The sequence below is a fragment of the Ectothiorhodospira shaposhnikovii genome (assembly GCF_022227765.1).
GTDB lineage: Bacteria > Pseudomonadota > Gammaproteobacteria > Ectothiorhodospirales > Ectothiorhodospiraceae > Ectothiorhodospira.
Genome location: NZ_JAJMLZ010000013.1, coordinates 1 through 17,767 on the forward strand (window position 1 = coordinate 1; position 17,767 = coordinate 17,767).

Annotated in this window: 18 protein-coding genes, 2 tRNA genes, 1 other RNA gene and 1 pseudogene; 8 read left to right on the forward strand and 14 right to left on the reverse strand. The window is 62.6% G+C overall.

From position 1 onward, the window contains the following. Positions 1-522: carboxymuconolactone decarboxylase family protein (locus LQD11_RS14800; protein ID WP_238618244.1), on the forward strand; the 522-nt coding region annotated here is incomplete at its 5' end. 45 nt (positions 523-567) lie between these two features. Here the strand turns inward: LQD11_RS14800 and LQD11_RS14805 are convergent. The 4 genes and pseudogenes from LQD11_RS14805 to LQD11_RS15650 all read right to left on the reverse strand — a co-directional run bounded on the left by LQD11_RS14805 (position 568) and on the right by LQD11_RS15650 (position 2,663). Further along, positions 568-1,797 carry an NnrS family protein gene (locus tag LQD11_RS14805; RefSeq protein WP_238618245.1) on the reverse strand — a complete coding sequence of 410 codons (1,230 nt, stop codon included), beginning with the start codon at positions 1,795-1,797 and terminating at the stop codon, positions 568-570. Positions 1,798-1,828: 31 nt separating this feature from the next. Further along, positions 1,829-2,203 carry a SirB2 family protein gene (locus tag LQD11_RS14810; RefSeq protein WP_238618246.1) on the reverse strand — a complete coding sequence of 125 codons (375 nt, stop codon included), beginning with the start codon at positions 2,201-2,203 and terminating at the stop codon, positions 1,829-1,831. A 166-nt stretch (positions 2,204-2,369) separates the two neighbouring features. After that, positions 2,370-2,465 (reverse strand): annotated as a pseudogene (locus tag LQD11_RS15740) (hypothetical protein); the annotation flags it as partial. 72 nt (positions 2,466-2,537) lie between these two features. Next, positions 2,538-2,663 carry a hypothetical protein gene (locus LQD11_RS15650; protein WP_276315724.1) on the reverse strand — a complete coding sequence of 42 codons (126 nt, stop codon included), beginning with the start codon at positions 2,661-2,663 and terminating at the stop codon, positions 2,538-2,540. Between the two features lie 264 nt (positions 2,664-2,927). Here LQD11_RS15650 and LQD11_RS14820 point away from each other — a divergent pair, with 264 nt between their 5' ends. Next, on the forward strand, positions 2,928-3,893 hold the full coding sequence (locus tag LQD11_RS14820; protein WP_238618247.1) for an Rpn family recombination-promoting nuclease/putative transposase: 966 nt from the start codon (positions 2,928-2,930) through the stop codon (positions 3,891-3,893). Here LQD11_RS14820 and LQD11_RS15655 read toward each other — a convergent pair. From LQD11_RS15655 to LQD11_RS14830, 3 genes are all read right to left on the reverse strand, one after another. After that, on the reverse strand, positions 3,887-4,021 hold the full coding sequence (locus tag LQD11_RS15655) for a hypothetical protein (RefSeq protein WP_276315725.1): 135 nt from the start codon (positions 4,019-4,021) through the stop codon (positions 3,887-3,889). The two genes, LQD11_RS14820 and LQD11_RS15655, sit on opposite strands and share 7 nt — an antisense overlap. 152 nt (positions 4,022-4,173) lie before the next feature. Further along, positions 4,174-4,248, reverse strand: a tRNA-Val gene (locus LQD11_RS14825). Between the two features lie 65 nt (positions 4,249-4,313). Continuing rightward, positions 4,314-5,228, reverse strand: coding sequence for a LysR family transcriptional regulator (locus tag LQD11_RS14830; protein WP_238618248.1), 915 nt, complete (start codon positions 5,226-5,228; stop codon positions 4,314-4,316). A gap of 169 nt (positions 5,229-5,397) precedes the next feature. Here LQD11_RS14830 and LQD11_RS14835 point away from each other — a divergent pair, with 169 nt between their 5' ends. Next, positions 5,398-6,873 carry a carboxysome shell carbonic anhydrase gene (locus tag LQD11_RS14835; protein WP_238618249.1) on the forward strand — a complete coding sequence of 492 codons (1,476 nt, stop codon included), beginning with the start codon at positions 5,398-5,400 and terminating at the stop codon, positions 6,871-6,873. Here LQD11_RS14835 and motB read toward each other — a convergent pair. Together motB and motA are read right to left on the reverse strand one after the other, a co-directional pair. After that, the gene (gene motB / locus LQD11_RS14840) at positions 6,863-7,723 is read right to left on the reverse strand and encodes a flagellar motor protein MotB (RefSeq protein WP_238618250.1); all 861 of its coding nucleotides are present in this window, start codon (positions 7,721-7,723) and stop codon (positions 6,863-6,865) included. The two genes, LQD11_RS14835 and motB, sit on opposite strands and share 11 nt — an antisense overlap. Positions 7,724-7,728: 5 nt before the next feature. Next, complete coding sequence (gene motA, locus LQD11_RS14845; protein WP_238618251.1) at positions 7,729-8,586, reverse strand: flagellar motor stator protein MotA; 858 nt, start codon at positions 8,584-8,586, stop codon at positions 7,729-7,731. A gap of 115 nt (positions 8,587-8,701) precedes the next feature. Between motA and LQD11_RS14850 the strand changes: the two genes are divergently transcribed. Further along, positions 8,702-10,180, forward strand: coding sequence for an HDOD domain-containing protein (locus LQD11_RS14850; protein WP_238618252.1), 1,479 nt, complete (start codon positions 8,702-8,704; stop codon positions 10,178-10,180). On the opposite strand, the gene ispG is transcribed toward LQD11_RS14850, so the two are convergent. Continuing rightward, positions 10,181-11,413, reverse strand: a complete 1,233-nt coding sequence (gene ispG / locus LQD11_RS14855) for a flavodoxin-dependent (E)-4-hydroxy-3-methylbut-2-enyl-diphosphate synthase (protein WP_238618253.1) — start codon at positions 11,411-11,413, stop codon at positions 10,181-10,183. A gap of 143 nt (positions 11,414-11,556) precedes the next feature. Here ispG and ffs point away from each other — a divergent pair. From ffs to purU, 3 genes are all read left to right on the forward strand, one after another. Continuing rightward, positions 11,557-11,653: signal recognition particle sRNA small type (gene ffs, locus LQD11_RS14860), an RNA gene on the forward strand. A gap of 114 nt (positions 11,654-11,767) precedes the next feature. After that, the gene (locus LQD11_RS14865; RefSeq protein ID WP_238618254.1) at positions 11,768-12,544 is read left to right on the forward strand and encodes an FKBP-type peptidyl-prolyl cis-trans isomerase; all 777 of its coding nucleotides are present in this window, start codon (positions 11,768-11,770) and stop codon (positions 12,542-12,544) included. Between the two features lie 21 nt (positions 12,545-12,565). After that, positions 12,566-13,423 (forward strand): formyltetrahydrofolate deformylase, encoded by an 858-nt coding sequence (purU, locus tag LQD11_RS14870; RefSeq protein ID WP_238618255.1) that lies wholly within the window; start codon positions 12,566-12,568, stop codon positions 13,421-13,423. A 57-nt stretch (positions 13,424-13,480) separates the two neighbouring features. Here purU and LQD11_RS14875 read toward each other — a convergent pair. The 4 genes from LQD11_RS14875 to LQD11_RS14890 form a co-directional block, all read right to left on the reverse strand. Further along, positions 13,481-13,571, reverse strand: a tRNA-Ser gene (locus LQD11_RS14875). A gap of 118 nt (positions 13,572-13,689) precedes the next feature. Next, positions 13,690-14,034 (reverse strand): DUF1820 family protein, encoded by a 345-nt coding sequence (locus tag LQD11_RS14880; RefSeq protein WP_008932988.1) that lies wholly within the window; start codon positions 14,032-14,034, stop codon positions 13,690-13,692. A 225-nt stretch (positions 14,035-14,259) separates the two neighbouring features. Continuing rightward, positions 14,260-15,696, reverse strand: coding sequence for a sodium:solute symporter family protein (locus LQD11_RS14885; RefSeq protein ID WP_238618256.1), 1,437 nt, complete (start codon positions 15,694-15,696; stop codon positions 14,260-14,262). Then, positions 15,693-16,145: a hypothetical protein gene (locus tag LQD11_RS14890; RefSeq protein ID WP_238618257.1), complete on the reverse strand. Its 453-nt coding sequence runs from the start codon at positions 16,143-16,145 to the stop codon at positions 15,693-15,695. Before LQD11_RS14890 ends, LQD11_RS14885 begins: the two co-directional genes overlap by 4 nt. 163 nt (positions 16,146-16,308) lie before the next feature. Between LQD11_RS14890 and LQD11_RS14895 the strand changes: the two genes are divergently transcribed. Then, on the forward strand, positions 16,309-17,760 hold the full coding sequence (locus LQD11_RS14895; protein ID WP_238618258.1) for a TrkH family potassium uptake protein: 1,452 nt from the start codon (positions 16,309-16,311) through the stop codon (positions 17,758-17,760). The last annotated feature ends 7 nt before the right edge of the window (positions 17,761-17,767 follow it).

Genomic DNA, 17,767 nt, shown 5'->3' on the forward strand with positions numbered 1-17,767 from the left:
CGCTGGTTTCTGGGCCGTCAGCGGCGGGTGCACGGCGCTGTGCTGGCCCCATCCTGGCTATGGGGCCGTCTGCCCGGCGCCTTTATCGGCATGCTGGTGTTGCTGGCGGCGTTTCAGCGCCGGTCCTATCCGATAGACACCGCGTTGCGTTCCCTGGTCTCGATTCGCATTGCCCAGCTCAACGGCTGTCGGTTCTGCGTGGATCTCAACGCGCACAACTTCCTGAAGGCGCGCGGGGAGGAATCGAAGGCAAACGCAGTGGCGCAGTGGCGCGACAGCGAATTGTTTTCCGCTCGCGAACGGGCCGCGCTTGGCTGGGCAGAAGCGGTGACCCTGACCTGCGCCGACATCGAAAGCGACGCGGTTGACCGGCTCCGCGACGAATTCAGCGAGAACGAGATCACGGCGCTGACCGCCTGGATCGGTTTTCAGAACATGAGCGCGAAGTTCAATGCTGCGCTGGGCGCCGAGGAGCACGGCTTCTGCGCGCTACCTGGGAAGGACGATCAGCAGGGCGCGTGACACGCACCCGACTTGCGGTCATGTGTCCCACCCGCCCGACACCGCTCAAGGCCCTGTCCTGCCATCAACGCGGGGGCGCCAGAGCATGGGGCCGTAGTAGAGCACCCAGGGGGTGATGAAGGCCAGCCAGATCAGTGCGGTGGTCAGGTTCAATGGTCCCGTGTATCCCCCCGGCAGCCAGGGCACATCGGCCGCCACACGGGTGAGGGTGGCTCCCGAGAGGGACAGGAAGCAGGCCCAGGTGAATCCGTTGACCTGAAGGGCACGTCCCGAGTGCCCCAGCGTGACCCGGGTGGCCATGCCCAGGGTCATGGTGGTGATGAAGCCCAGGGCAAGGACGTGCTGAGGTGCGTGTGCGAACCACCAGTGTCCGGTCGTCATCAGGATCAGGCTCTGCACCCCGTGCAGGAGCATGCCTGCGGCAAACCAGGCCCAGGCGATGTGCAGCACGGCCAGCAGACGGTGGGCGAGGGCGCGGCGAAAACCCCAGTGCCAGGCGTGATGCAGCGCCAGGAAAGCGAGGGCAAAGTCGGCGATGAATCGCCATTGCCAATGCCCCGTCAAGGACAGCACCACATGACCGGTCACGGCGACCGCCATCAGTGGTATCGACCAGCGTGGTTGCACCAGGGTGTAGGGGCGAAGCACGCAACTGGAGAAGAACGGGATCATCCGGTGAGCGACGATCACCAGCACCGGGATCAGGAACAACCAGAATCCGGCCTTCAGGGAGAAGGCATACCAGAAGGTGGGGGCGCCCAGGCGCCACCCCAGCCAGGCAGCCGCCCCCAGCCATCCCATCACCAGGACTGTGTTGAGCCAGGTTTCGTAGTAACGGTCGGCGGCGGGGGCGCCACGATACACCGCCCACAGCGCCGCCAGCGCCCAGGCCCAGCCGGCCAGAAACAGCACAAGCCCCAGGATGACCCAGATGGGCTGACTGAACAGGCCTATGTAGAACAGCCCCATGCCGACGGTGAGGCCGACCCAGGCCGGCACATAGCGGGACCGGGGGATCTCGGTCGTGTTCATCCAGCGGGGATAGGTGGTCATGAGAAATCCGAACATGAAGAACGGAAAGACCCCATAGAGCATCAGGAATGGATGAAGGGCAAAGCCCGGTACGTTCAGCGAGAGAGGAGACCATAGGGTGGTGTACCGCCCCGTCAGTTCGATGCCCCAGTAGATCACGACCAGCAGCAGCTGGATCATGCCGGGAAGGAACATGAGTCGATGGGGCGCGGCGCTGTACTGATTCCAGGTCTTTGTTGCCAAGTTGAGCATAGGGGCACCGTGGGCGGGGAAATCAGAAGGGGACGGCCTGTTTGGTATGAGCCACCAGTAGCATGTAGCCGAACGCGAGGATGGCCAGCAACCAGGCGGCGGCCCGGCCGGCATCATGTCGGGCGAAGCGGAAGGCGATCATTCCCAGCACGATATATGCCAGCAGGGCGGTGAGCTTGGCCACCAGCCAGGGCTGAAGCACCACGTGCATCTGCCACACCCAGGCCAGCCACAGCCCGGTGAGCAGAAGACAGGTGTCCACCACATGAGGGGCAACGCGCACGAAACGGTGCCTGACCCTGGGTGAGTGGCACAGGTGCAGCAGGCCGCGGACGATGAACCCGGAGATGGAGATCAGTGCCAGCGTAACGTGAAGGTGTTTGATGGTCAGGTACATGGGGGGATTGTCGCGAGTGTGCGACCAGTGGCCCCTTGATCTTGATCAAGCGGTACCGGGTGTGGAATTTCGGAGCGTAGCAGCCGCGGAAACAACGGTAAGGATGCTGTACCCGTTCCAGGTCCTGGCGCAGCCAGTCGTACTGGAAGCGGATGCGGGCATCGGGGTTGGCGTGGCGCTCGGCCGCATCAATCAGGGGCGCCAGGGCCGCCAATTCCGCGGCCAGTCGGGCCAGATGCGCCCGATACCCTATCCCCTGCACCTGATGGGCTTCGTCACCTTGTGCTGACTTGCCCGGGGACTGCGCCTTCTATGCGATTTACTCCCCCCATCCCTAGGGCTCGCCCCGGGCGATCAACAGCCAGAACAGCACCGAGGCCACCGCCGCGATCAGACGGCTGATCAGGCCCTGCTGGGCCGGATGCCGGGGCGGGGTGGTCTGCTGCCGGGCGGTGCTCACGGCTCGCCGACTTCAGCCGGGATCGCGCCCTCTAGCGATGACGGCCGTGGGGACAGCGCGGGCCCGGAAGGTTGGGGTGGCGACAATGGAAAACGGTTTTTTGGGCGGGGGGTGGTTTTTCAGAGCCCTCTGTCCACGGGAGCGTGTCGTGGTCCCCCAGCGCATCCCGGCCAGGTCAGTCGGTGGTTTACCCCAGGGTGGAGGACCGGCCAAGCCAGGGGCGGGTATGGCACACTACGGACGGATCTTCACCCAGGACAGCGCATGGTCAACCACCACGACACGGGCTACAAGGAACTGTTCAGCTATCCGGAACTGGTCCGACAGCTGATGGAGGGATTTGCCCCGCCGGAGGTGTCGGCGATGATGGATTTCTCCACCCTGACGGACCACAGCGGGAACTACATCACGCCCCTGTTCAATGAAAAGTTTGAAGACAAGGTCTGGTCGGTGGAGGTGGACTGGGAGGGTGTCAGGCAGCGGGTATTTGTCTACCTGCTGCTGGAATTCCAGTCCACGGTGGATCATCGCCTGCCGATCCGGATGTTGCATTACGTGGCCTGCTTCTACGACCACTTGATCAAGACGAAGGTCACGACGGCCCGCAAGGGGATGCCGCCGATCTTTCCGGTGGTACTGTACAACGGCTCGAAGCGCTGGACGGCGCGGGAGGACATCTACCGAATGGTCCGGCCGGAACCGCCGATGTTCCTGCGGGTCTATCAGCCTCACCTGCGCTACTATCTGGTGAACGAATCGGCCTTCACCGAGGACGAACTGGCGAAGCGGGATACGCCGCTGAGCGGGATTTTCGAGGTGGAGAAGGCGTCGAAGGACGTGGAGGCCCTGCAGGGGGCGGTGAAACGTCTGGCGGCCCGCATCCGTGCCCATCCGGAGAAGGCGCGACTGGACGAGGTGATCACCCGCTGGCTCAAGCGTCACCTCAAGCGTCTGGGTGCCGAGGCGGAGCAGGCGCTGGAAGAGATCAACAGTTTGGTGGAGGACCATGCAATGCTGGCGGAAAATCTTCAGACGTGGGCGGAGAAGGAGCGGCAGAAGGGACGGCAGGAAGGACGGCAGGAGGGCGAGGAGATTGGCCTGCAGAAAGGCCAGCGCCTGGCGGCCATGAACCTGCTCAAGCTGGGTTTGCTGACCGACGAGCAGATTGCCCAGACCACGGGTCTGTCCTTGACCGAGGTGATTGCCCTGCGCTCGGGTCAGGCTCACTGAAACGACGCGAGACTTTTTCCCCCATCCTTGACCCTTCTCCCGCAAGGGGAGAAGGCGTGACTGGCGAACAGCTTTTTCGTCTTTTCGACGGGTTTGAGCTTGCGAATCGCGACGTCGGTCAGCGGCATGGGGGCAACTCCTGCAGGGGGCTACAGAGTTGCCCCCAATGTTGCCCCCGGCTGTCAAAGGATCTCATGGGTTTTCACGGGACGAGCGGAAACAAAAAAGCCCCCGTTTCCGGGGGCTTAGAGATCTTCTTGGTACTGCTTGTACTTCAATTTGGTGGGCGGTAGTGGGATCGAACCACTGACCCCTGCCGTGTGAAGGCAGTGCTCTACCGCTGAGCTAACCGCCCAAGTGCGAAGAAGGCGTGATTATAGGGAGGCACCCCGGGGCTGTCAACACGCCTGCCGGGGTTTTTTAATTCCGCCATTCGGGTGTTTTGAGCAGGTGTCCGGCTTCCTCCAGGGTGAACTTCATGAAGGCCTGGGCCACGCCGGAAAAACGCTTGCCCCGGGGGTGGACCACATACCATTGGCGCTGGATGGGGAAACCTTCCACGTCCAGCACCACCAAGCGTTTCAGAATCAGTTCCATCTCCAGGGTGTGCAGGGACAGCAGGCCCAGGCCCAGCCCGGCTTCCACCGCCTGCTTGATGGCTTCGCTGCTGTGCATCTGTTGGGTGGCTTGCAGGGTGATGCCGTGGGTCTCGAAAAAACGTTCCGCGGCGCCCCGGGTGCCGGAGCCTTCTTCGCGCACCACGAAATGTTCCGTGGCCAGACGGGAGACCGGGATGTTGCTTTCCCGCGCCAGCGGGTGATCCGGCGGAGCGATGATCACCAGAGGATTCTCCAGGAAGGGGTGGGCGGCCGGCTCGCCCGAGGGGGGTTGGCCCATGATGGCCAGATCCATTGCATTCATGTCCAGCAGCTTGAGCAGGGATTCCCGGTTGGTGACCTCCAGGGTCACGGAGATATCCTGATGACGTCGATGGAACGCCGCAATCAGCCGGGGGACAAAGTAGTTGGCCGTACTGGCAACGGCTATGTTCAGGTGCCCGCGCCGCAGGCCCTTCATCTCGTTGAGCACCATTTCCACTTCCGCCAGCTGATTGGCAATCGCGCAGCTGTAGTGATAAAGCTCCTTGCCCGCATCGGTAAGATAGATCCGTTTGCCGATCTGCTCGAACAGGGGCAGGCCCACATGTTCTTCCAGCTGCTTGATCTGCATGGAAACGGCCGGTTGCGTAAGATGCAGTTCTTCCGAGGCTCTGGTATAGCTCAGATTTCGGGCGACCGCCTCGAAGGCCTTGAGTTGTCGGAAGGTGAAGTTCATGTGCCTTGCCTCCATGGGGCAGGATTATCCTCGGCCAGACGGAGGCGCTGGCTCCGTGTCTGGTCACAGCCACATCATATGAGTATTGCCTAATGGGAACAGGAATAAAAATCGAGTATTCCAGTCGAATTTTCACGGGCCTGACCGTACAACGAGAGGTTGATCAGGCGTGAGCGAGCAGGACATGACCATGGCCCCGGATCCGAAGACCCGGATTTCATCCGACAGGATGCATCATCCTCTGGCCGCGTCGGCTAACCACGGCAGACTGCATGCCTTCGAGAAGGTGTTCGAAGCCAAGCTGGAAGCCCTGATCCCAGCGCTTCGGGAGATGCAGTACCAGGCCATGGGCCCCGACCACGCTCGTAGGATCCAGGCCATGGCCCAGGATCGGTTGGGTTTTTCATGGCCGGATGAAGTGGTCGAGCGCTCCTGGGTCGGTGGACTGGATGTGCGCCGGCTGTATGCCCACGGCATCTTTCGCATCCTGTCGCAGATGGTGGAAGGGGCCTGGAGCGACTGCCCCGCCCCGATGATGGATGTGGAAACGGTGCTTGGGGAGCTGCTGGACTGTGATGTCCACGCCATGGTGGCGAGTGCCTGTCCGGATGGTCGCCTGATGGGGCTCAAGCGCTTGATCCTGCGCCTGCCGGGCCTGCAGGTTCGGCCCTGTGCCCGCGTGGGTGGGTTCTTCGACGTGGACAGCCAGGTGGAGCACTGGCGCTACTGTGAACTGCTGCGGCATCTGGAAGGGGTGCCCGTTCCGGCCAACGTCCCGTCCCGCTACCTGAAGGTTTGCGTCTATCACTTCCGGTCCACCCAGGCTGCGCAGCCTTGCTGTGAGGCCGAGGGCAATGTCGAAACCCTTGCGGCTTCGTTACTGGAGCGCCTCCACTGTTTCAGGGAGTCCCTGGGCAACGGCCTGTCCCGCCCCCCGCCGGTGGATACCCTGTTGATCGGCGTGGACACGGACACCGACGGGATCCGGATCCATGTGCCCGACGCCCATGGCCGGATGCGCACGGATGTCTTCGTCGACAGTGCCGTTTTATATCGTCAGACCCTGTCCCTGGAGCCTCGCGTGGCTTCCCTGCGGCTGTATCAGAGCATTCATCAGGCGGTGCGTGATCTGGGAGGCGAGGGCGGGGGAGGGGAGCCGCCCCGGGAGGGGTTGGTGCGCCTGATCGCCCGTTTGTTGCAGGGTAATCTGTCCCAGCTGGACTACCTGCGTCTGTATCGTGATGGCCGGCATGCCCAGGGGGAGCGGACGGAACGACTGATCATCGTCGGTGATGCCCTGGATGAGGTGCAGTTGCGCAATCTGGCCTGGTGCGTGGGGGCCGCGCCCATGGAGGTGATGGGGGAGGCCCTGGACATCGGCGTGCAGGGCGTGCTCAAGGGGGAGGCCGCACGACTTGGCTTGCCGGTGCCGGTGCTGGTCCACCGACTCTACGATGCCCATGTGCCGGGAAGCAGGGAGCGTGAAGCCGAGCGCTGTCTTGCCCTGTGTCAGGCCATCGAGGATCGCCATGCCGCCCTGGTACTCAAGGGCGGCATGGTCTGCCAGGGGGTATTGCGGGCCCGTGACGCCGGTGGGGCGTTGGAGTTTTTGGGCCCGCGGAGCCTGGAACCACTCAGGGCGTGAATGGCAGGGGCTGATCGCCCTGGTATTCCACCGAGGCCTCCTTGAGGATGGAGGCTTCCGTCGCCTGGTTCATCACGATGATGCTGATGCGCCGGTTGATGGGGTTTTCCGGGTTCTCTTTGTCAAACAGCACCGTGGAACCCAGCCCGACCACACGGCCCACCTTGTTTTCTTCCATGCCCCCCGCCAGCATGGCCCGACGGGCTGCGTTGGCCCGGTCGGCGGACAGTTCCCAGTTGCTGTAATTGGCCCGGATGAAGGGGCGAGCATCGGTGTGTCCGGTAATGCTGATCTTGTTGGGAACCTGATTGATGATGGCACCCAGTTCACGCAGGATGGCCGTGGAATAGTTCATGAGCTGGGAACTGCCCAGGTCGAACATGGGGCGATTTTCCCTGTCGACGATCTGGATACGCAAACCCTCCGGTGTGATGTCCAGCAGTAACTGATCCTTGAAGGGCTCCAGTGCCTGGCTCTGCTCCATGGCTTCTTCCAGCACTTCCTTGAGGTTTTCCAGTCGCTGGCGATCCAGTTCCTGGGCCATTTCTTCGGCCCGTTCCATGTCGATGGCGCCCTCGAAATCGATAATGGAGGGGGAGGCACCATCACCTTCGGTCGGATGGGGCGGGGTGGGACTGATCCCCATGGCGGCGGAGGGATCCTGAAAATATTGGGAGATCGCTGCCTTCTGCACATCATCCGTGACCGATAGAATCCACAAAAGCAGAAAGAAGGCCATCATGGCGATGGCGAAATCCGCGAATGCAATCTTCCAGGCACCACCATGGTGGCCGCCTTTCTTGATGATCCGCTTGATGACGATCGGCTGTTTTTTCTCCTCCATCGCCAAGGCTGCTACTCCTTGTTGCCGCGCAGATGCTGTTCCAGCTCAATGAAGCTGGGGCGCATGTTGGAAGTCATCGCTTTGCGCCCGAACTCAACAGCCACCTGTGGACTGTAACCCTGGACATTGGCGAGGATGCAGGCCTTGAGGACCGCCAGATACTTGCTTTCTTCGTCGGCACGGCGTTCAAGGGCATTGCTCAATGGACCCACGAAACCGTAGGCCAGGAGGATACCGGTAAAAGTACCCACCAGCGCCGCGGCCACCAGGCCGCCGATCTTATCGATGGGACCATCCAGGGCACTCATGGTATTTACGATGCCCAGCACCGCCGCGACGATACCGAAGGCGGGCAGGCCATCGGCCACCCGGCTCACTGCATGGGCGGGTTCTGCCGCCTCGTGGTGGTGGGTTTCGATATCGATGTCCATGAGGTTGTCCAGCTCGAAGGAGTTCATGCTGCCGCTGACCACCAGGCGCATGTAATCCGAGATGAATTCCACAGCGTGGTGATTTTTCAGTACCCGCGGATATTTTTCGAACAGTGGGCTGTTTTCAGGTTCTTCAATATCTCCCTCGATACCCATCAGCCCTTCCTTGCGCGCCTTGGTGAAGAGGTCATACATCAGGCCCAGCAGTTCCATGTAATCGTCTTTTTTGTAGACTGGGCCGGCCATCATCTTGGGAATGAGGGTGATGACCTTGAGGATGGTCTTCATCGGGTTGGCGATCACGAAAGCTCCCAGCGCCGCCCCGAGGATGATGATGAACTCATAGGGCTGCCAGATCAGGATGAGCTGTCCGCCATGGAGGGCCCATCCGCCCAATACGGCCACGGTAACGATGATTGAGCCTAAGATCAGATTCACGGGCCGTATTCCTCCGGGTGCCTGGCTGGGGCATTGGGCTGGCTAGGATGTGAGAATGCGAGCCATAATAACCGAATCTATCCGTGTGAAGCACTGCTCAATCTGAAGAGGCGAAATGATGGGCAAGAACGTACTGGATGAGTGGGTCAGTGCTTTCGGCGCACGGGGCCTGCCACTGTTGCCGGGAACTCGTGAGTTGCTGGCGAATCTGGACTCGGATGAGTGTTCCAGCATGCGTCTGGTGGCCCGTCTGATCCAACGGGATCCTGGATTGGCGCTCAATGTCGTTCGCATGGCCAATGCGGTGCCCCATCGGCATTTCCGTACCGAAGTGGTGTCCCTGGACGAAGCCGTCATGATGATCGGCATTCAGGGCATTTTGCGCTGCCTGGAGCAGGTCGTGCCCCTGGATCAGCTGCTGGAAGATCCCGAGGCACGGACCCGCTATGCCCAGGTGGCCGCGCGTTCCGCCTATTCCGCCTTGTTGACGGAGGTCTGGGGTGACATCCGTCACGACATGGTTCCCGGCGAGGTTTCCCTGGCCGGCCTGTTTTACAACCTGGGCGAGCTGCTTCTGGCCGCCCATGAGGAACGCCGGATCCATCGCTACCTCACCCTGATGAGCGATGGTTCCGTCCTTCCCCATGAGGCCGAATATGTGGCACTGGATCTGAACCTGCGTGCCGTCGGCCACCGACTGGCCGAGCACTGGCAGCTACCGGACATGGTGCGACATTGCATGTGCCCTTCCAATGCCCGCCATCTTCGCACTCTGGGCGTCATGCTTGCGGCCAAGTTGACCCGCGAGGCCATGCGGGGTTGGTGCACGGCGGGTCTGGCCAGGGATCTGCGGCTGGCAGCGGATTATCTGGAACTGGAGCCGGCGGCAGTGGTGGCCCAGCTGAATCGCGTGTCCGAAGAATTCAATCTGCAGGTGGATCTTTACGGCGTGGCGCCCGTTGCGGAACTGAAGATCGAGGATATCGACGCACGGGTTCAGGAAGGCGGGATATCACCCGCGCCGGCCTTCTGCCTGGCGCCTCGTTTCAATCAGCTTGTCCAGGCGGAAGCGCGCCTGCAAGCTGCCGATCTTATTGATGAGAATGAGGTGCTCTCGGTGTTGCTGACCGGGTTGCACCATGGTCTTGGACTGAACAGAGTGCTCTTCGCGCGTCTGGATGAGGAGAGTGGGCGGCTGGTGCCGGTCTGTATGGAGGGCACCGACTATGAACCCGACTTCAACCGCATGACCATTGACGTCGGTGGACGGCATCTACTGGCGGTGCTGATGAAACGGCCCACCTCGTTCTGGCTCAACCCGGGCAACGTGGACGGGATGTGGTCGCAGGTGCCGGAGCCGCTCAGGGAAGCCATTGGTGTCAGGGAATTTTTCGTGCATTCCCTGTTTGTCGGGGAACGTCCGATGGGGATGGTTTATGCCGACCGACGTTCCCAGGCCTGTGCCCTGGACAAGCAGGCACAGACCGGATTCAATCGCCTGGTGGGGCTGGCGCAGGCCGAGTTGCTGCGGCTGGAACAGGCAGCCGGCGCCAGGCCACGTCCCCGGATCGAGCCGATCAGGACACTGCGTTGATCAGCCCTTGCCGTAGCGGCGTTCGATGTACTGTTCCACCAGTTGCTGGAATTCCTCGGCGATGTGGTCGCCCTTGAGTGTGACGGTCTTTTCCCCATCCTCGTAGACCGGGGCCACCGGCATCTCGCCGGTGCCCGGCAGGCTGATGCCGATGTTGGCATGCTTGCTTTCGCCGGGGCCGTTGACCACACAACCCATCACCGCCACGGTCATCTCCTCGACACCCGGATAGCGTTTGCGCCACTCGGGCATGTTGTGGCGGATGTGGTTCTGGATATCCTGGGCCAGATGCTGGAAATAATCGCTGGAGGTGCGACCGCAGCCAGGGCAGGCCACCACCGCCGGACTGAACCGGCGTAGTTCCAGACTCTGCAGGATCTCCTGGGCCACAATCACTTCCTTGACCCGGTCTGCACCCGGCTCCGGCGTGAGGGAGACGCGGATGGTATCCCCGATGCCCTGCTGCAGCAGCACCGCCAGGGCGGCGGTGGAGGCCACGATGCCCTTCACGCCCATGCCCGCCTCGGTCAGCCCCAGGTGCAGGGGGTAGTCGCAGCGGGCGGCCAGTTCCGTGTAGACGCGGATCAGCGGCTGCACCCCGCTGACCTTGCAGGACAGCAGGATGCGGTCGTGGGGCAGGCCGATCTCCTCGGCGCGCCGGGCGCTACTCAGGGCGGATTCGATCAGCGCCTCGCGGTTGATGTCCTGGATGTCCAGGGGCTGATCCCGGCGGGCGTTCTCGTCCATCATGCGGGCCAGCAGTTCCTGATCCAGGCTGCCCCAGTTGACGCCGATGCGCACTGGCTTGTCGTAGCGGCAGGCCATCTCGATCATCTGGGCGAACTGAGTGTCGCGCCGGGCGCCCCGGCCCACATTGCCCGGGTTGATGCGCAGCTTGGCCAGGGCTTCGGCGCAGGCCGGATACTTGCTGAGCAGGCGATGCCCGTTGAAATGAAAATCCCCCACCAGAGGTACATTCAGGCCCATGGCATCGAGGCCTTCGCGGATGCGGGGGACGGCAGCGGCGGCTTCTTCGGTATTGACCGTGATGCGCACCACTTCCGACCCGCCCCGGGCCAGGTCGGCCACCTGGCGTGTGGTGCTTTCCACGTCGGCGGTATCGGTGTTGGTCATGGACTGCACCACCACCGGGGCATCACCGCCGACCACCACATGGCCGACGCGGACGGGGACGGTGACATGGCGACGATAACCTGGGATATTGGAAGTCATCAGTTTGCGCCTTCAAGCGTCTGGATCGTGAGAGTGCGCCATCTTATCAGGATTTGGGTGGAGGGTGGTCCCGCGCCCGCCAGGTTGACGGTTCTTGCCGCTCACCCCATAATCCCCAGCCTTATCCGAGCAATGGTGACCTGCACCGGTCCCCTCGCGACAATAAGCTGTGAACCCCGCCAGGCCCGGAAGGGAGCAACGGTAACAGTGGACTTGGGCGCCGGGGTGTGGCTGGTGTGGGTTGCCACCCCCCTTCAAGTAACGTATGCGTGCAGGTTTTCCGGCAGGGCTGGTCTTGTCGCCCCCGGGGCCGCTACCATGGCGCGATTCGAAGTGTCGTCCACGGAGTGCGCCATGACTCAGCCACGTTTCATTCTTCTTGCCGCCCTTGCCTTGATCTGCCTGGGGTGGTTTGCCCAGGCGGGTGCCGCCGAACTCCAGATCCGCGATCTTGAAGTCGGCGACGGTCCACGGGCCGATCGTCACCATGCCTTGCAGGTGCATTACACCGGCTGGCTGGAAGACGGTACCCGCTTTGATTCCAGCCATGAACGGGGCGAGCCTCTGAGCCTGATCCTGGGGCAGGGGCAGGTCATCCCCGGCTGGGAGATGGGTCTTGTGGGCATGCAGGCCGGCGGCAAGCGGGAACTGATCATCCCGCCTCAACTGGCCTACGGTGAGCGCGGCGCCGGTCGGGTGATCCCACCCAATGCCACCCTGCGTTTCGAACTGGAACTGGTGGCGGTGGAGCCGCCGCCCTTTGCCAACGTGAGCAATGACGAACTGGCCGAACTGATTGCCGCCGGGGTCAAGGTCATCGACATCCGGCGTCCGGAGGAATGGCGCGAAACCGGGGTGGTGGAAGGCAGCTACCTGATCACCGCCTTTGACGCCAATGGCCGCTTCGTGCGCAGTTTCCCCCGACATCTGACCCGGGTGGTGGAGCGGGATGAGCCCTTCGTGCTCATCTGCCGGGTGGGTAACCGCACCGGGGTGTTGGCCCGGTTCATGGTGGAAGAGGCGGCTTACACCCGGGTGATGAATGTGACCGACGGCATCCTGGGCTGGTTGGGGGAGGGGCGCACTGTCAGCAGCGACTGCCCCAGCCTGCAGTCCGGTCAGCGTTGCTGAGCGCGGAAGGGATCCCGGTTCATGTCACCGCATCGTTATCGTTTGATCATTTCCTGTCCTGACCGGGTGGGCATCGTTGCCGCCGTGAGCGGCTTTCTGGCCAGTCACGGCGGTTCCATCACCGAGGCCAGCCAGCACTCGGATGCCTCCACCGGCTGGTTCTTCATGCGTTACGAGATCGATGCTGGCACGTTGCCCTTCGACCTCGACGGTTTCTGTCGGGCCTTCGAACCCATCGCCGGGGAGTTCGCCATGCAGTGGCACGTCACCGACGCCCGTCTGCCCCGGCGCGTGGTGCCCCTGGTGAGCAAACTGGATCACTGTCTGACGGATCTGCTCTATCGCTGGCGCTCCGGGGATCTGCCCATGGACATCCCCTGCGTGATTTCCAACCACGAGGACATGCGGGACTATGTGGAGTGGCACGGGATTCCTTATCACCATGTCCCGGTGGACCGGCAGGACAAGGCATCGGCCTTTGGCCGGGTTTCTCAACTGGTGGACGAGGCCCGCGCGGACGTGGTGGTGCTGGCCCGCTACATGCAGATCCTGCCCCCGGACATGTGTGCCCGTTATGCCGGGCGCGTGATCAATATCCACCACAGCTTCCTGCCGTCCTTTGTCGGCGCCAGGCCCTATCATCGGGCTTTCGACCGGGGCGTGAAGCTCATCGGTGCCACCTGTCATTATGTGACCGATCAACTGGACGAGGGGCCGATCATCGAACAGGATGTGATCCGGGTCCGTCACGACGACACGGTGGACGATCTGGTGCGACTGGGGCGCGACGTGGAGCGGGCCGTGCTGGCCCGGGGGCTGCGTTACCATCTGGAAGACCGGGTGCTGGTGCACGGCAACAAGACGGTGGTGTTTGATTAAACACCGGGCCGACAGCAAAAAAGCCACCGTTTCCGGTGGCTTTTTTGTACTTTTGTATGGCGGAGAGGGAGGGATTCGAACCCTCGATACGGGGTTACCGTATACACACTTTCCAGGCGTGCGCCTTCGACCGCTCGGCCACCTCTCCGCTGATTGTTTCGCCGCGCAGTGGCAGCGATTGATCCGGTGGGCCTGGCCCGTCCCGATCAAGGTGCCGAAAGATACCTGAATCTTTCTGGTTTGGCAAATCCCTTTGCCGATTTTTTCTAGCCATCCTTGCGCGGAGGGGTCCCACCCTGGGGCAGGTAGCTGGCGGGGAAGGCGGTGACGTTGGCGCCCAGCTCGCTGATCTTGGCCACACCTTCCTTTTCCACCTCGTCGATGCGGATGATGGCATGCATCGGGATCAGGCTGCGGGTGACGGATGCAAACTCGGTCTTGAGCTTCTCCTCGCCCGGGTCCACCACGATGGCGCTGCGCTCGCCGAAGATCAACTCTTCCACCACCACGAAACCATACATCTCACTCTGGTACACCTGGCGGGCGAAGACCTCGTACACCTTGCCCTGATTGATGAAACAGACTCGATAGATATGCTTGGAACTGGCCATGTCGCCTCTGCAAAGGGGATGACGGAATACCGCCGCCCCCGGATGGGGGCGGGCAGGGCATTCTATCAGAGCGGACCGATGCGCCCGCGTCTACCACAGGGTCCCGTTGCGCCAGTCCCGGATCACCAACCCCAGCAGTACCAGGATGCACAGGGTCGTGATGACGGTGGAGGTGACGATCAGCACGGTCAGGAATTCAACGGATGCCATGGCATGCTCCCGGGTTCAATGTCTGGGCGGCGGTTCCTTGAGGGTTTCCCAGTCAAAGGACTGGGGCCACAGCCAGGTGGTCAGCAGCACGATCACCATGGACACGGCCGCACCCACCAGGGCACCCACGTAGAAACCGATCAGGAAATAGGCGCTGATCCCCGCCAGGCTACCCAGTACCATGGCCAGGGAAGCACCGATGCGGTTGGTCCGACGCCAGTACAGCCCGGCGGCGATGGGCCAGATTGTGCTGGCCACGAAGGCTCCGGTGAAATGCAGCAGTTCCGCCAGGGTGGTGATGCGCGGCAGGCAGAGCAGCCAGGCAATGACCCCCAGCAGCAGAATGGTGACCTTGGTGGCGGTACGCAGATGGGCCGCCGTGGCCTGGGGGCGCAGGTGCCGGTAGTAGATGTCCCGCACCACCAGCATGGCCGTGGCCGCCAGCAGGGAGTCCAGGCTGGAGGCCAGGGCGGCGAACACCATCACCAGCACGATGATGGCCCCCGCCAGCCCCAGCAGTTCCGAGGCGACGATGGGACCCACCATGTCGGCGGCGGGAATGTTCACCCCCAGTGCCGGTGCGGCCAGGGCGATGAAACCGGCGACGATGGGGATTGGCGCCCAGAAGATGCCTGCCAGCAGGTAGGCCCACATGCCCACCCCCTCGCGGAAGGAATAGGCCCGGGTCCACCACACGTTGGAATGGAAGATCTCCCCCATGCCGAACAGCAGGTTGTTGAACAGGAACATGATCGCCGCCGGCATCAGCAGGGTGAGCAGTTCCGGTCGTTCCAGCCGCAGACTGAGGTGAATCTCGTCAAAGCCGATGCGACCGATCACCAGCCAGGCGATGGCCACCAGGCCGACCAGGATCAGGATCGACTGGATGAAGTCGGTGCCGATGACGGCGCGAAAGCCGCCGATCAGGGTGTAGGCCACGCAGGCCGCCAGGATCACCGTCATGCCCTGCCAGTAGGGGATGCCGGAGAGGGCATGGGTGAGCACGCCGCCGGCCATGCCCAGGCTCACCAGCCAGCCGAAGCTGTAGAAGATGGAAATGGCCAGGAAGATCCGCCAAGCGAGATGGCCGTAGCGCAGACGGACGAAGTCGCCGCTGGTATAGCCGTGGGGCATGAGCAGCCGAATGCGCTTGGCCAGCGGGGCGAACAGCAGCAGACCCACGGAACCCAGGGCATAGCCGATCATGCCCCATAGACCGATCTGATAGGCCAGCTGCGGGGCCATCATGGTGGTGTTGCTGGTGACCCACGTGGCCATGGCGGTAGCGGTCCCCACCGCCAGTCCCACCTTGCGTCCGGCCAACACGAACTGATCCAGTTCCTTGTCCCGGCGACCGAAGTACCAGCCAAGACCCACGTACAGGGCGGTGAACAGGGCGATCAGCAGCCAGGCCAGCCCCGGTTCCAGAATGGCGGTTTCCTGAATGCTCATCGGATTCTCCTGCCGGTGACGATCAGGGCGATGGTGGCCAGGAAGACAACGGCGCCCACGCCAAAGAGGGTCAGGGCCTGATGGAGTGCGTGATGCCTGACCTCGACGGTCAGGGGCGGACTCCAGTCGGAACGGGAATCGTCGGCCAGGGTGGCCTGGACCCGATAGTGAAAGGTGCCGTCACCGCGGCCGCTGATCACGGTGGCCCGGTCGGCGCCTTCGTAGAGAACCCGTGCCTCCCGGAAGTCGGTGGCGCGGGATTCTTCCAGGCGGTAAATGGCGCCGTCGGCCCCTTCCAGGCCCCAGCGGAGCTGGTAATAACCGGCACGGGCGGTCTGGGTGGTGGCATCCAGCGTGGGCACGCCCTGGGCGAGGACGGACGTCGGCATCAGCAGGATGATGCTCAGTGCGAATGCCCACAGGGCATGGGGTGCATGACGATGTGGCATGGCGGTCTCCGCTCGCAACGGGCTTTCTTCCTCGTTTTTTTACCCTAGACCCCCGGGAAACCCGGGTCAAGGCCGCTTCCGTGCCTTAAAACCCCCAAATTGTTTGCACCATCCACCTCCTGTGGCCTAATTTATGCGCCCCTGGACTCCCCTGGAATCACTCATGTACTGGTCTTCGGTGCTCCGTGTCGTCGGGCTGCTGCTGATGCTGTTCAGCGTCACCATGCTGCCGCCGGCACTGGTGGCGATCATTTACGACGACGAGGGGTTGGTGCCGTTTCTGGTGTCCTTCGGGGTGATCCTGATCGTCGGTACCCTGATCTGGTTACCGGTGTGCCGTCACCGTCAGGAACTGCGCACCCGTGACGGCTTCCTGGTGGTGGTGCTGTTCTGGACCGTGCTGGGCCTGTCCGGCGCCCTGCCGTTGACCCTCTCTCATGCCCCCAGCATCTCCATCACCGATGCCGCCTTTGAAAGCATGTCCGGGCTCACCACCACCGGGGCCACGGTGCTTACCGGGATCGACGATCTGCCGGAGTCCATCCGCTTCTATCGCCAGCAGCTGCAGTGGCTGGGTGGCATGGGCATCATCGTGCTGGCGGTGGCCATCCTGCCCATGCTGGGGGTCGGGGGCATGCAGCTTTATCGGGCCGAGACTCCGGGGCCGGTGAAGGACTCCAAGCTTACCCCCCGCATTGCCGAAACCGCCAAGGCCCTGTGGTACATCTATCTCACCCTGACCATCGCCTGTGCCACCGCCTACTGGGCGGCGGGGATGAGCTGGTTCGATGCCATCGGCCACAGTTTCTCCACCGTGGCCATCGGCGGTTTCTCCACCTACGACGCCAGCATCGGTCATTTCGACAGTCCACTGATTTCCATGATCTGTGTGGTCTTCATGCTCATCGCCGGCATCAATTTCGCCATGCATTTTCTGGCCTGGCGAACCCGTTCCTTCCGGCACTATCTGCGAGAACCGGAGGTGCGCTGGTTCATCGGCATCATGGTGACCACGGGGATCGTGGTCACGACCACCCTGATGCTGACCCGGCACTACGGCGGTTGGGGCGACACCCTGCACCAGGCCATCTTTCATACCGTCTCCATCGGCGTCACGGCGGGTTTCGTCACCGACAGCGTTGACCAGTGGCCCCTGTTCCTGCCGGTTCTGCTGGTGCTGGTGGCCTTCATCGGCGGCTGTGCCATGTCCACCGGCGGGGGGATCAAGGTGATCCGGTTCATGCTGCTGATCAAGCAGGGGTATCGGGAGGTGATCCGACTGGTGCACCCCCAGGCCCAAGTGATCATCAAGGTCGGCGGCAAGCCGGTGCCCGACCGGGTGGTGGATGCGGTGTGGGGGTTTTTTGCCACTTATGTGGCGTTGTTCGGTCTGATGATGATGATCCTGATGGCCACGGGGCTGGATCAGGTGACGGCATTTTCCGCGGTGGCGGCCAATATCACCAATCTGGGGCCGGGCCTGGGTAGCGTGGCTGAAAATTACAGCAGCATCAGTGATCTGGCCAAGTGGGTGCTGATGTTTGCCATGCTGTTGGGGCGATTGGAGGTCTTCACCCTGCTGGTGCTGTTCACCCCGGCTTTCTGGCGCCACTGATCCGATA

Excerpts from the sequence above, each read along its gene's own strand:
- LQD11_RS14810 (WP_238618246.1), bottom strand. The coding sequence starts at position 2,203 with ATGTACCTGACCATCAAACACCTTCACGTTACGCTGGCACTGATCTCC.
- LQD11_RS14820 (WP_238618247.1), top strand. The coding sequence starts at position 2,928 with ATGGTCAACCACCACGACACGGGCTACAAGGAACTGTTCAGCTATCCG.
- LQD11_RS15655 (WP_276315725.1), bottom strand. The coding sequence starts at position 4,021 with ATGCCGCTGACCGACGTCGCGATTCGCAAGCTCAAACCCGTCGAAAAG.
- LQD11_RS14830 (WP_238618248.1), bottom strand. The coding sequence starts at position 5,228 with ATGAACTTCACCTTCCGACAACTCAAGGCCTTCGAGGCGGTCGCCCGA.
- LQD11_RS14850 (WP_238618252.1), top strand. The coding sequence starts at position 8,702 with ATGATGGGCAAGAACGTACTGGATGAGTGGGTCAGTGCTTTCGGCGCA.
- ispG (WP_238618253.1), bottom strand. The coding sequence starts at position 11,413 with ATGACTTCCAATATCCCAGGTTATCGTCGCCATGTCACCGTCCCCGTC.
- LQD11_RS14865 (WP_238618254.1), top strand. The coding sequence starts at position 11,768 with ATGACTCAGCCACGTTTCATTCTTCTTGCCGCCCTTGCCTTGATCTGC.
- purU (WP_238618255.1), top strand. The coding sequence starts at position 12,566 with ATGTCACCGCATCGTTATCGTTTGATCATTTCCTGTCCTGACCGGGTG.
- LQD11_RS14880 (WP_008932988.1), bottom strand. The coding sequence starts at position 14,034 with ATGGCCAGTTCCAAGCATATCTATCGAGTCTGTTTCATCAATCAGGGC.
- LQD11_RS14885 (WP_238618256.1), bottom strand. The coding sequence starts at position 15,696 with ATGAGCATTCAGGAAACCGCCATTCTGGAACCGGGGCTGGCCTGGCTG.
- LQD11_RS14890 (WP_238618257.1), bottom strand. The coding sequence starts at position 16,145 with ATGCCACATCGTCATGCACCCCATGCCCTGTGGGCATTCGCACTGAGC.
- LQD11_RS14895 (WP_238618258.1), top strand. The coding sequence starts at position 16,309 with ATGTACTGGTCTTCGGTGCTCCGTGTCGTCGGGCTGCTGCTGATGCTG.